Source organism: Paenibacillus flagellatus (assembly GCF_003217775.1).
In the GTDB taxonomy this organism is placed as follows: Bacteria; Bacillota; Bacilli; order Paenibacillales; family NBRC-103111; genus Paenibacillus_AB; species Paenibacillus_AB flagellatus.
The window spans coordinates 319,599-332,480 of the sequence record NZ_QJVJ01000010.1; the positions used below are offsets into that span (position 1 = coordinate 319,599).

The window sequence follows — 12,882 nt, forward strand, 5'->3', positions numbered from 1 at the left end:
ACGGGTGTTCAAGCATGTTTTTGGATAAAGCGAAAATTTACGTAAAAGCCGGGGACGGCGGCGACGGCATCGTTTCGTTCCGGCGCGAGCTGTACGTGCCGGAAGGAGGCCCGGCCGGCGGCGACGGCGGCAAAGGCGCCGACATTATTTTCCGGGTCGACGAAGGCTTGCGGACGCTGATCGATTTCCGGTATCAGAAGCATTTCAAGGCTCCCCGCGGGGAGAAGGGCAAGACGAAAGGGATGCACGGCGCCGGCGCGGAGGATATGGTCGTACGCGTCCCCCCGGGTACCGTGATCTATGACGACGACACGCACGAGCTGATCGCCGACCTGACCCGTCACGGCCAGGAAGTGGTCGTGGCGAAGGGCGGGCGAGGCGGACGCGGCAATATCCGGTTCGCGACGGCCCGCAATCCGGCCCCCCACCTGGCGGAGAAAGGCGAGGAGGGGCAGGAGCGCTGGATCGTGCTCGAGCTGAAGGTGATGGCCGACGTCGGTCTCGTCGGCTTCCCGAGCGTCGGCAAGTCGACGCTGCTGTCGGTCGTCTCGGCGGCCGAGCCGAAGATCGGCGCGTATCATTTTACGACGATTACGCCGAACTTGGGCGTCGTCGACGTCGGCGAGGGACGAAGCTTCGTCATGGCGGACTTGCCGGGGCTGATCGAGGGCGCGCACGAAGGCGTCGGACTCGGCCACGAGTTTTTGCGCCACGTGGAGCGAACGCGGCTCATCGTTCACGTCGTCGACATCGCGGCGACGGAAGAGCGCGATCCGTACGACGATTGGTTGAAGATTAACGAGGAGCTGCGTCTGTACAACGAGAAGCTCGCCCAGCGGCCGCAGATCGTCGCCGCCAACAAGATGGATATGCCGGGGGCGGACGAGCAGCTGCGGGAATTCAAGGCGAAGCTCGAGCGCGACGGGCACGGCGACGTCGAGGTGTTTCCGATATCGGCGATGGCGCGCAAGGGCGTGCAGGAGCTGCTGTACCGCGCCGCCGTTTTGCTGGAGCAAATTCCGGAGACGCCGCTCGTCGAGGAAGTCGTCGATACGAGCGAACGCAAGGTGTACCGGTACGAGAAGGAAGACGACGACACTTCGTTTACGATCCGCCGGGAAAACGATACGTTCATCGTGGAAAGCGTGGCGATCGAGCGGATGCTCAAGCGGATGAACACGGACTCGTACGACGCGTTCCAACGGTTCAGCTACACGATGCGCAAGTCGGGCATCGAGGCGGCGCTTCGCAAGAAGGGCGCGAAGGACGGTCATTTGGTGCGCATCGGCGATTACGAGTTCGAATTCGTCGAGCAGGAGTGAGAAGGGATGGACCGAGGTCCGGGGCCGAGAAGGCTCCGGGCTTTTTTTGGCGTGTTCCGGCGGCTCCGAATTAGGCGATATCCGCGAGAAGAGTGGCCCGCTTCTCCGTCGGTTTTGCTATACTGGAACTAGGCATGATGATGATGCACGGTCGATGGTGCTGTGCAGCAAAGGGTGATGGGTTGGGGATGAACAAATACCAGATCGTATTCCGGGAACGATTGCGGGAAACGCGGGAGCGGTGGGCGAACGATCCCGACGGCGCGCCGAACGCCGACGTCTATCGGCTCGTTCATTCGATCAAAGGAACGGCCGCGATGATCGGCTTGGACGACTGGTCGGAGACGGCCGCGCGGTTGTTGACGGAATTGGACGAGGAGGCGGAGAAGCGATGGACGGCGGTCGAGCTGGACGAGCTGCTCGCGCCGTTCCGGATCGGCGAGGGGGAGCCCGATGCCGCGCGGCATCTTGCGGCCGCGGAGACGGCGGTCGCCGTTTCCGCCGAAGCGGCGGATGCGGTCGCCGTCCGGCCCGAACGCTACGCCGGCGACGGCAAGCCGCACGAGCCGCTCGTGCTGCTCGTCGACGACGACGTCAGCCTGCTCGCCCTGCTCAAGGATAAGCTGCAGCAGGCCGGCATGCACGTATTGGCGACGCCTCATGCGGCGCAGGCGATCCGGCTTCTGTACGAGTCGAAGCCGGACTGTCTCGTGCTGGACGTCCGGCTCGAGGAGACGGACGGGTTCGAGGTGCTGGCCGACGTTCGACGCCAGCCGGCGTTCGCCCTCGTGCCGACCGTCATGATGAGCGCGAGCGACACGAAGGAGACGCGCATCCGCTGCTACGCGTCCGGCGCCGACGATTTCGCGGCGAAGCCGGTCGATCCGGAGGAGCTGGTCGCGCGGATCGGCCGCCAGCTGCAGCGGAGCGCGCTCGTCCGGCGGCTCGTCCGGGTCGACGAGCTGACCGGAGCGTACAAGGACGACATGTGGCGGCCGGCGTTCCGGCGCGAAGCGGAGGCGAGCAAGCGCTATGGCGTGCCGTTCTCGCTCGTCTGCCTCGATATCGACCGATTCCGCGGCATCAACGAGACGTACGGCCATTTGGACGGCGACGCGCTGCTCGTTGCGTTTCACGACGCGATCTGCGCTTCCTTTCCCGGGAACGCGACGCTGGCGCGCGTCGGGACCGACCGTTTCTTCGCGGTCGTGCCGAACGCGGGGGCGGACGAAGCGCTTGCGGCCGCCGAACGGGCGCTCCGGTCGTTTGCGGAGACGGAGCGCAAGGCGAGATCCGGGGAGACGTACCGGGCGACGGGCTCCGCCGGCATCGTCGAAGCGGGCGCGGCGAGCGCGATCGGAGCGGACGTAGACGAATGCGCGGATGCGGCGGTCCGGATGCTGCTCGCGGCGAAAGGCGAGGGAGGCGGCCGGTGCGCGGTCGCCCGATCCGTCGCCGGGGAGCGCGTGCCGGCGAGGACGGAGCGCATCGCCGTCGTCGACGACGACCCGCTCCTGTGCGGCATGCTCGAGCTGCAGCTGCGAGGCGTATGCGGGGACGAAACCGATCCGGACATCCGCGTCTTCCCGGACGGCGAAGCGTTCCTGACCGATCCGTGGCATGACGATCCCGGCGGCTGCGTCGTCGTGCTCGACCGGATGATGCCGCGGATGAACGGCACGGAGGTGCTGCGCAGGCTTCGCGCCAAGCCGAATCCGGGCCGGTATTACATCATGATGCTGACGGGCGACGACGACGAACGGCATATCGCCGAAGCGATCGGGAGCGGCGCGGACGACTACATGACGAAGCCGTTCCGGCTCGAGGAGCTGAAGTCGCGCATCCGGCGGCGGCTGAGACGGGCGGACGGACCATGAGCGGGCCCGATCTCGCCGTGCTCGGACGGGCAAGCGCGGCGCTGCTGCTCGCGGTGTTGGGGCTGTACGTCTACCTGTACGTCCGGAAGCGGCTCGACCTCCGGTACGAGAGCGTCATCGCCGCGAAGCTGGAGCGGCTGTCCGAGGCGGGCTCCGCCATGGAAACGTATTTGCGGACGGGGGAGGAGTCGAGAGCGATACGGCCGCGCCGCCGGATCGATTACGAGGCGCTGGAGCTTTATTTGTCGCACCGGGCCAAGTCCGTCCAGAACGCGGAGGAGCGCGAGCGGATCGCGGCTTTCGCCGACGCCCATTTCACGGACCGATTCCGCTCCCGACTGCGGGGGCGCGACTGGAGCGCTCGGATCAATACGCTTCATTATATGGAGCTGTTCCATACCGTTCATTTGCTGCCCGAAGCGAAGGAATTGATCGAAAAGCGGACGCCGGACGAAGAGGAGCGCGTCTGCGTCTACCGGCTGATGGCGGCGTTTCAGGACGAGGCGATTCTCGACTTGCTGCGGCGCGAGGAGGAGCGGCTGCCCGACTTCGCGTACCGGCAGCTGCTTCATCCGCTCCGTCCGGCGCTGCTCGACCGGATTGCCGAGCGGTTCGACGAGTACCCCGCGCGCGTCCGCTACAATTTCGTCGATATCGCCAGAATCCGCAACATCCGGACGGCCCCGCTGCTTCGTCTGCTGGAAAGCCGGCTGGCGGGTGACGATACGGAGCTGAACGTCCGCGTGCTGAAGGCGCTGGCCAACTTCGGCTACTTGACGGCGGACGGGGTGTCGGCGCTGCGGAACCGGGTCCGGACGCCCCCCGCCTCTCCGATCGAGCGGCTGATGCTGGCGCGGCTCATGGGAGCCGTCAGCGAGGATTCGCTGCTGCCGGTGCTGCAGCAATGGATCGGGGACGAGTCGTATTTGGTGCGGGCGGAATCGGCGCGCGCGCTGATTCGGTACCGTCACGGCAAGGAAAGATTGCGCGCGGTCGCCTACGACCATCCCGACCGCTATGCGCGGGAAATGGCGATGCAGGTGCTGGAGGAGCAGACGAATGGAGCTTAATGCGACGGAATGGCTGGCTGCCGTTTACCGTTGGTTCAATGCCGGCATGCTCGCGTATATCGCGGCGGTCCTGCTGTTTTATACCGCGCTGTTCGCCGTATCGTTCCGCAAGCTGCGGCGCGAGCGGGGGCTGAAGCCGATTCGCTACGGGGACGTGCTGCAATCGGCGTTCGCGCCTCCCCTTACGATTATCGTCCCGGCTTACAACGAGGAGACCGGAATCGTCTCCAGCGTCCGGTCGCTGCTCGGCATCAATTACCGGGAATTCGAGCTCGTCGTCGTCAACGACGGCTCCCGCGATTCGACGCTCGAGACGATGATCGCCGCCTTCGACATGCGGGAAGTCCGCCATAAAATCAACTGGACCCGGCTCGGCCGGCCGACCATGCCGATTCGGGCCGTCTACTATTCGCTCCGGCATCCGAACCTGTTCCTGATCGACAAGGAGAACGGCGGCAAGGCGGATGCGCTGAACGCGGGCATCCAGCTGTCCCGGTATCCGTACTTCGTCTCGCTCGACGGGGATACGGTGCTCGATCCGGATGCGTTTTTGAAGGTGATGAAGCCGATTGTCGAAGCGAAGCCCGGCGAGGACATCATCGCGAGCGGCGGCAGCGTCGGCATCGCCAACGGCAGCGACATCGCGAGCGGCTATTTGCGCGAAGACGGCGTCCGGCTGTCGCGCAACCCGTTCGTCGTCATGCAGGTAATCGAATATTTCCGCGCCTTCCTGATGGGACGCATCGGCATGAGCCGGTTGAACCTGCTGTTGATCGTCTCGGGAGCGTTCGGGGTGTTTCGCAAAGATTGGGTGATCGAGGCGGGTGGATACGAGACGAACACGGTCGGGGAGGACATGGAGCTGATCGTCCGTCTCCACCGGCTGGTGAAGGAGCGGAAGAGCAAAGCGCGCATCGTCTACGTGCCCGACCCGGTATGCTGGACCGAAGCGCCAGAGACGGCGAACGTGCTGTACCGGCAGCGGACGCGCTGGCATCGGGGACTGTACGAGTGCTTGCGCGCCCATCGCGCCATGCTGTTCAACCCGCGGTACGGCGGTATCGGCTTCGTAGCGATGCCGTATTACGTCTTCGTGGAGCTTCTCGGCCCGTTGATCGAGCTGCTCGGGTACGTCCTGGTCGCCTGGGGGCTTTGGCTCGGCGACGTCAACGTTCGCTACGCCGCGCTGCTGGCCGCGTGCATGGCGCTGTACGGCTCGCTATTGTCGATGGGCGCCGTCCTGCTGGAGGAGTGGGGCTTCCGCAAGTACAAGCGCCCGGCCGATTTGAACCGGCTGTTCGTCTTCGCGATGACCGAATCGTTCTGGTACCGTCCGCTCATGACGGTATGGCGCTTTTGGGGACTCGTCCAGGCGCTCGGCCGCAAAAAGCACGGCTGGGGCGACATGACCCGGAGCGCCTCGGTGCTGAACCGCCCCGGCTCCGGCAACGATTTCCCGGGCTGACGCCCGCCCGTTCCTATGTTACACTGTTGCATAGTTCCAATACTTTCCTCGGAAAAGGATGATGAACATGCCGCAGTTGGATATGCCGCTGCACCAGCTTCAGCAATACGAGGGGCGCACGCCGCGCCCGCACGATTTCGACGATTATTGGGAGAGGGCGCTGGAGGAAATGAGAGGGACCGATCCGAACGTCGAGCTCGTACCCGCTCCGTTCTCGGTGCCGTTCGCGGAATGCTACGATCTGTACTTCACCGGCGTGCGGGGAGCGCGCATCCACGCCAAGTACGTCAAGCCGAAAGGGCTGCAGCAGCCCGGACCGGCCGTGCTGCAATTCCACGGCTACGCCGGCAGCTCGGGCGATTGGCACGACAAGCTGGCTTACGCCGCGCTCGGCTTCACGTTCGTGTCGATGGACTGCCGCGGGCAAGGCGGCCGCTCGGAAGATACGGGCGGCGTCAAAGGGAATACGCTGAGGGGGCACTTCATCCGCGGGCTGGCGGATTCGCCGGATCAGCTGCTGTTCCGCCATATTTTTCTCGACACGGCGCAGCTCGCCTCGATCGTCATGAGCTTCCCCGACGTCGACGAGAACCGGGTCGGCGCGACGGGCTGGTCGCAGGGCGGAGCTTTGACGGTCGCCTGCGCGGCGCTCGAGCCCCGCATCAAGAAGGCGGCGCCGGTCTATCCGTTCTTGAGCGACTACAGGCGGGTATGGGAGATGGATTTGGCGAAGGACGCCTACGAGGAGCTGCGCACGTATTTCCGCCAGTTCGATCCGCAGCATCTGCACGAGGAGGAGACGTTCACCCGGCTCGGCTATATCGACATCCAAAACTTGGCGCCGCGCATCCGGGCGGAGACGCTGTTCGGCGTCGGCTTGATGGACCCGATCTGTCCGCCGTCGACGCAGTTCGCCGCCATCAACAAGGTGCGGGCTCCGAAGCGGCTCGAAATTTATCCGGATTTCGGCCACGAAAATTTGCCGGGGCTGCACGACAAAATCATGCAATTTTTCATGGACTTATAAGCCGAAAAATCCCGTCCGCCGTAAGGATCACGGCGGACGGGATTTTTCGCGTTAAAGGTGCGGCTCGCTTAGGCGCGCTCGACGGCGAGCCGGTCGCCCGCCGTCGGCGGCTGCGAGATGACGAGGAACTCGGCCGGCTCGTCCGATTCGTTATGGATTTGATGCGGCACGCCGGGAGCGATCTCGATCCCCTGCCCGGGCGTCACCGTATGCCGTCTTCCGTCCGCCTCCATCACGACCGAACCGGACAGGACGAAGAAAAATTGGCGGGCTTTCGCATGAACGTGCCGCGATTCGCGGGTTCCCGGCGGCATCCGCTCGTGAATGACGCTCAGTCCCTCCGCCCGGACGAGATGCCACCCGTCGCACGAATCGCCCCATACGTAATGCTCCGCATTCCGTTTATCCACTACATGCATGGCGATCCCTCCGTATGTACGATGTAACGCTCAAGTAAGCGGATCGGTCAGCGGTACCCAATCGACGCCCGCTTCCCCCGTCTGCGGATTCGCGCGGGCGATGCCGACCCAGGCGAAATCGGTATCGCCGACGCGGAAATAATGCTCGAGCGTGGCGCGAAAAATATAAGGAATGTCGCGGTCCAGCACGTCCGCGCGCGGAATCCAATGAAGCTCGCCTTCGTCCGTGTCGATTACGTCCTTGCGCTTCGCCCTGCCGCTGTAGATGAACTGCTGGCGCAGCTCGCCCTTGTTGTTGCGTAAGAGGACGTATCGCAGCGTCAGCGCTTCGATATCGTGCTCGAGGAGACCGGTCTCCTCGGCGATTTCGCGCAGGCAGGCGTCGCGGGGCCGGCCCAGCTCGTCCGGCTCGAGATGGCCGCCGACGGCGGCCCACATGCCCGGGTTCAGCGTACGCTTCGCGGAGCGCTTCATCATCAGCAGCTCGTCGCCGTGAAACAGCATGGCGGCGGCCATCACTCGGCATTGCATGCTCGTTCACCCGTCTTCCGTATGTCGTGTTCTTCATCTTAGCACGGCGGGAGGACGGCTGCAACCGAACGGCCGGAAGGCGCGAAAAAGACGGCCCGGACGAATCCCGGGCCGCCTGAATCGAAACTTGGCCGACGGCGCCTTACCGGTAGCCGATGCTGCCGCCGCGGCTGCGGCTCGACTGCCCCCCGGAGTGGCTGCCGCCGGAGTGGCCGCCGCCGGAGTGGCTGCCGCCGGAATGGCTGCCGCCGGAGTGGCCGCCGCCGGAGTGGCTGCCGCCGGAATGGCTGCCGCCGGAATGGCTGCCGCCGGAGTGGCTGCCGCCGGAGTGGCCGCCGCCGGAGTGGCCGCCGCCGGAGTGGCTGCCGCTGGAGTGCTTGCCGCCGGAATGGCCGCCGCTGGAGTGCTTGCCGCCGGAATGGCTGCCGCCGGAGTGGCTGCCGCCGGAGCGCTTGCAATGCTTTTCTTTCCGTTTGCCCTTGCCTTTGCCCGTACCGGCTTTTTTGCAAAGAAAGCGGTGGGCGTCTAGGATGGCGCTGAGCGGAATGCGTACCGTGACGAAGCGGCAGCCCGTCCCGCTGTACACGCGCACGAACAAGTACTTGTCGCCGACGCGGCGCACGCAGCCGACCACATGACCCGCGGCCGTACGGATCACCGCAATGCGGCCGACCAAGCGGCGCAGCTTGTCGTGAAGCCCGCCCTTCGACGATACGGCAGCGGCGGGACCCGTGTTCGAAACAATCGCCATGCTGGGACCTCCTTTCGATCGTACAATCCAGTATATGAAGGGCATGGCCGCGCGTACGGGCTGTCGGGAAAGTTTTTTGCCGAGCCTATTGCCGCGATCCGGCGTTTTCGGTATAATGTCCACTATATACAAACACCAGTCTTTATAGAGAGGACGATTCGCCCGTGGAACACGACGCAACCGCGAACGGCTCCGGCGAGGACGGCACCGAACGGTATTATTTGGTCCGCGAAGACATTTTGCCGGAAGCGGTCGTCAAGACGATCCAGGCGAAAGAGCTGCTGGCCAAAGGAATCGCGAAAACCGTTCACGAGGCGGCGGAGCAGGTCGGCATCAGCCGAAGCGCATTTTACAAATACAAAGACGGCATTCATCCGTTAACGAAGCTGGAGCGGGAGCGGATCGTCACGCTGTCGATGGATTTGGAGCACCGTTCGGGCATTTTGTCCAAAGTGCTGGCGGTCATCGCGGGACTTGACGGCAACGTGCTGACGATTCACCAGACGATTCCGCTGCAAGGCATGGCGAACGTCGTGCTGTCCGTCGACACGTCGCAGATGACCGGCGCGAACGCCGGCCGCCTGCTCGACGTCATCCGCCGACAGGACGGCGTCCGCAAGGCGGCCATTATCGGTCAAGGCTCGTAATTCGGCCGGCCGGACGAACAGAACGGGAATCATTCGCCATGCGGGAAGGCTGGCGTTTCCGACAGATCGGGAGGAGAGGAATACGATGGAAACAATCAATGTGGGACTGCTCGGGATGGGTACGGTCGGCACCGGCGTATTGCGTATCGTCGAAGCGTTTCAGGACGATTTGCAAAAGCAGGTCGGCTCCCCGATCCATATCGGGAAAGTTCTTGTCCAAGATAAATCGAAGGCGCGCCGCTACGCGGTAGGCGCGGAGCGGCTCACCGAGGACGCATGGGAAATCGTGAACGACCCGTCGATCGACGTCGTCGTGGAAGTGATGGGCGGCATCGAGCCGGCCAAATCGTACATTCTCGCGGCGCTCGACCAAGGGAAGCATATCGTGACCGCCAACAAAGACTTGATGGCGCTGCACGGCTCGGAAATTCTCGCGAAGGCGGCGGAGAGAAGCTGCGACGTCTTCTATGAAGCGAGCGTGGCCGGCGGCATTCCGATCATCCGTACGCTGATCGAAGGGTTCTCGTCCGACCGGATTACGAAAATTATGGGCATCGTCAACGGCACGACGAACTACATTTTGACCAAAATGAGCCAGGAGGGCGCCTCCTACGAGGACGTGCTGAAGGAAGCGCAGGAGCTCGGCTACGCCGAGTCCGATCCGACGTCCGACGTGGAAGGGCTCGACGCCGCACGCAAAATGGCGATCCTCGGCACGCTCGGCTTCCATACGAGCCTGGAGCTGGCCGATGTCCAGGTGAAGGGCATTTCGCAAGTGTCGAAGGAAGATATCCAGTACGGCAAAAGCTTAGGTTATGAAATCAAGCTGCTCGGCATCGCCGAAAGCCAGGACGGCATGATCAGCGTAGGCGTCCAGCCGACGATGGTCAAGAAGACGCATCCGCTCGCTTCCGTAGGCGGCGTGTTCAACGCGGTGTACGTCTACGGCGAAGCGGTGGGCGAGACGATGTTTTACGGTCCGGGGGCGGGCGAGATGCCGACCGCCACGTCGGTCGTGGCAGACCTCGTCGCCGTCGTCAAAAACTTGAAGCTCGGCGTCAACGGCCGCAAAATGTTCGTTCCTTATAAAGAAAAGAAGCTGAAGACGGCGGATCAGATCGCCTCGAAATATTTCGTCCGGCTCCATGTGGACGACAAGGCGGGCGTACTGGCGAAAATTACGCAGGTGTTCGCCGAATGCGACGTCAGCCTGGAGTCGGTCGTCCAGCAGCCGAACAAGGCGATCGCCGACGCGGAAATCGTCATCGTGACGCACGATGCGAGCCTCGCCAGCATGAACCGCGTGCTCGCCGCGTTCGAATCGCTGGACGTCATCCAGACGATCAAGAGCGTCTACCGCGTCGAAGGCTGACCGGCCGCACCGACGCCGGACGCGCACAGCCCGGCTATCGCCGTACCCGACGACGACATCGAATCCGATCCGAATCCGATCGAAATCAAAGGAGCCGTAAACGAACATGAGATATATGGGATTGCTGCATACGTACAAAGACTATTTGCCGGTTACCGACAAAACCCCGATGCTGACGCTGCAGGAGGGGAACACGCCGCTCGTGCGCGCGGAGAAGCTCTCGGACGAGCTGAACCTCGACATTTATTTCAAATATGAAGGGCTGAACCCGACGGGTTCGTTTAAAGACCGCGGCATGGTCATGGCGGTCGCCAAAGCGATGGAGGAGGGCAGCCGGACGATCATGTGCGCGTCGACGGGCAACACGTCGGCGGCGGCGGCCGCGTACGCGGCGCGGGGCGATTTGAACTGCATCGTGCTGATCCCGAACAACAACATCGCGCTCGGCAAGCTGGCGCAGGCGATCATTTACGGTGCGAAGGTCATCGCGATCGAGGGCAACTTCGACCGTGCGCTCGAAATCGTGCGCGAAATTACGGCGAAGCATCCGATCACGCTCGTCAACTCCGTCAACCCGTACCGGCTGGAGGGACAGAAGACGGCGGCGTTCGAGGTGTGCGACCAGCTCGGCCAAGCGCCCGACTACTTGGCGATTCCGGTCGGCAACGCGGGCAACATTTCGGCTTATTGGAAAGGGTTCAAGGAATACAAGGAGCGCGGCAAATCGGCTTCGCTGCCCCGCATGATCGGCTTTGAAGCGGAGGGCGCGATGGCGATCGTCAAGGGCGAGCCGATCCCGAATCCGGAGACGGTCGCGACGGCGATCCGCATTGGCAACCCGGCGAGCTGGGAGCTGGCGGTGAACGCGTCGAAGGAGTCGGGCGGCCAGATCAACTTCGTCACCGACGACGAAATTTTGCGGGCTTACCGGACGATCGCCGCGAAGGAAGGCATCTTCGCCGAGCCGGCGTCGGCCGCTTCGATCGCGGGCGTCATGAAGCTGCATAAGGAAGGGTACTTCAAGGGCGGGGAGAAAGTCGTCTGCGTATTGACCGGCCACGGGCTGAAGGATCCGAACATCGCGATCAAGACGGTGAACGGCGATCCGCTCGTCGTGAACGATTCCGAAGAAGCGGTCATGGACGCGATCCGCAAGCTGGAGGGCGCTGGGGCATGAATCGGCCGGCAAACGGTAGCGGGCCGTCTGCGGGAGACGGCGGCCCGAAAGTGTACGTGAAGGTGCCGGCGAGCACGGCGAACCTGGGGCCGGGCTTCGACGCCCTCGGCATGGCGCTGAACTTGTACGCCTGGATCGAGATGGGCGTAGCCGAACGGACGGAAATCCGGCTGTACGGCAGCCAGATGGCCGGCGTGCCGACGGACAAGTCGAATCTCGTCTATCAGGTGGCGCAGCAGGTGTTCGAGAAGGCGGGCGTCAGCCACCCCGAGCTCGACATCGCCATGTACAGCGACATACCGCTGACGCGCGGCCTCGGCAGCAGCGCCTCGGCGATCGTCGGCGCGCTCGTCGCGGCCAACGCGCTGATCGGCGGCAAGCTGTCGGCGTACGAGCTGTTCCAGATGGCGTCCGCGCTCGAGAAGCATCCCGACAACGTCGGCGCCTCGCTGTTCGGCGGCTTGACGGTCGCGTTTTGGGACGGCGAGCGCGCCGAGCATATCCGCGTCGAACCGGACGACCGGCTCGAGGTGCTCGTGGCGATTCCGCGCTTCCAGCTGTCGACCGAGAAGGCGCGCCACGTGCTGCCCGGCGAAGTGCCGATGAAGGACGCCGTGTTCAATATCGGCCACGCCTCGCTGCTCGTCGCCGCGTTCTGCACCGGCCGCTACGACATGATCCGGCACGCGATGAAGGACGCGCTGCATCAGCCGTACCGCGCTCCGCTCGTGCCGGGAATGAGCGATATTTTGGACCGCGCGGAGCATCACGGCGCGCTCGGCGTCGCTTTGAGCGGAGCCGGCCCGACGCTGCTCGCCTTGGCGGACGCGAGGAGCGGCAGCAAGGATGAGCTCGAGCGGTTTCTTCTCGACACGCTCGCCGGGCACGGCATCGAGGCCGACACGATGTGGCTGAAGCCTTGCACCGACGGGGCGACCGTCGTGACGCATTTCGACCCGAACGCGACGCTGCTCGAGAACGTCAAGAGCGAAGCGAGTGTATAGAGGCAAGAGGGTAAGAAAAGCTAGGGCAAGAAGGCAAGAAAGGCAAGAAAGGCAAGAAAGGCAAGAATAGAAAGAAAGGCTAGAAGCAGAAAGTGATATGCTCCCCTTAAAGTAGTCAGGTGAAATAATAAAACCTGCTGCTATAAGGGGAGTTTTTTTCATGCGCCAAAAATGGAGTGCACAACAGAAGCTAGCGGTGATACAAGAAGCCGACGAGATG

At 63.6% G+C, this 12,882-nt stretch carries 12 protein-coding genes; 9 read left to right on the top strand and 3 right to left on the bottom strand.

Translation table 11 applies throughout. The features are described 5' to 3' along the window. Window positions 1-14: 14 nt before the first annotated feature. The 5 genes from obgE to DLM86_RS22620 all read left to right on the top strand — a co-directional run bounded on the left by obgE (window position 15) and on the right by DLM86_RS22620 (window position 6,761). Window positions 15-1,322, top strand: a complete 1,308-nt coding sequence (gene obgE / locus DLM86_RS22600; RefSeq protein WP_110842331.1) for a GTPase ObgE — start codon at window positions 15-17, stop codon at window positions 1,320-1,322. A gap of 188 nt (window positions 1,323-1,510) precedes the next feature. Beyond that, window positions 1,511-3,199 carry a response regulator gene (locus DLM86_RS22605; protein ID WP_158289620.1) on the top strand — a complete coding sequence of 563 codons (1,689 nt, stop codon included), beginning with the start codon at window positions 1,511-1,513 and terminating at the stop codon, window positions 3,197-3,199. Then, on the top strand, window positions 3,196-4,269 hold the full coding sequence (locus DLM86_RS22610) for a HEAT repeat domain-containing protein (RefSeq protein WP_110842333.1): 1,074 nt from the start codon (window positions 3,196-3,198) through the stop codon (window positions 4,267-4,269). Before DLM86_RS22605 ends, DLM86_RS22610 begins: the two co-directional genes overlap by 4 nt. Continuing rightward, window positions 4,259-5,734: a glycosyltransferase family 2 protein gene (locus tag DLM86_RS22615; protein WP_211326573.1), complete on the top strand. Its 1,476-nt coding sequence runs from the start codon at window positions 4,259-4,261 to the stop codon at window positions 5,732-5,734. The genes DLM86_RS22610 and DLM86_RS22615 overlap by 11 nt, the downstream gene beginning before the upstream one ends. A gap of 67 nt (window positions 5,735-5,801) precedes the next feature. Continuing rightward, window positions 5,802-6,761, top strand: a complete 960-nt coding sequence (locus DLM86_RS22620; RefSeq protein ID WP_110842334.1) for an alpha/beta fold hydrolase — start codon at window positions 5,802-5,804, stop codon at window positions 6,759-6,761. Window positions 6,762-6,829: 68 nt separating this feature from the next. Here DLM86_RS22620 and DLM86_RS22625 read toward each other — a convergent pair whose 3' ends face one another. The 3 genes from DLM86_RS22625 to DLM86_RS32185 all read right to left on the bottom strand — a co-directional run bounded on the left by DLM86_RS22625 (window position 6,830) and on the right by DLM86_RS32185 (window position 8,462). Continuing rightward, window positions 6,830-7,180: a cupin domain-containing protein gene (locus DLM86_RS22625; protein ID WP_110842335.1), complete on the bottom strand. Its 351-nt coding sequence runs from the start codon at window positions 7,178-7,180 to the stop codon at window positions 6,830-6,832. 30 nt (window positions 7,181-7,210) lie between these two features. Then, entirely contained in the window at window positions 7,211-7,711 is a 501-nt protein-coding gene (locus DLM86_RS22630; RefSeq protein WP_110842336.1) for an NUDIX domain-containing protein, read from the bottom strand. Between the two features lie 142 nt (window positions 7,712-7,853). Continuing rightward, complete coding sequence (locus tag DLM86_RS32185; protein WP_158289621.1) at window positions 7,854-8,462, bottom strand: hypothetical protein; 609 nt, start codon at window positions 8,460-8,462, stop codon at window positions 7,854-7,856. A 164-nt stretch (window positions 8,463-8,626) separates the two neighbouring features. On the opposite strand from DLM86_RS32185, the gene DLM86_RS22640 reads away from it, so the two are divergent. From DLM86_RS22640 to thrB, 4 genes are all read left to right on the top strand, one after another. Continuing rightward, complete coding sequence (locus tag DLM86_RS22640; protein WP_110842337.1) at window positions 8,627-9,109, top strand: ACT domain-containing protein; 483 nt, start codon at window positions 8,627-8,629, stop codon at window positions 9,107-9,109. A gap of 85 nt (window positions 9,110-9,194) precedes the next feature. Beyond that, a complete protein-coding gene (locus tag DLM86_RS22645) occupies window positions 9,195-10,481 on the top strand; it encodes a homoserine dehydrogenase (RefSeq protein WP_110842338.1) in 1,287 nt (428 codons plus the stop codon). 106 nt (window positions 10,482-10,587) lie between these two features. Then, a complete protein-coding gene (gene thrC / locus DLM86_RS22650; RefSeq protein ID WP_110842339.1) occupies window positions 10,588-11,658 on the top strand; it encodes a threonine synthase in 1,071 nt (356 codons plus the stop codon). Continuing rightward, window positions 11,655-12,662: a homoserine kinase gene (thrB, locus tag DLM86_RS22655; RefSeq protein WP_110842340.1), complete on the top strand. Its 1,008-nt coding sequence runs from the start codon at window positions 11,655-11,657 to the stop codon at window positions 12,660-12,662. The genes thrC and thrB overlap by 4 nt, the downstream gene beginning before the upstream one ends. The last annotated feature ends 220 nt before the right edge of the window (window positions 12,663-12,882 follow it).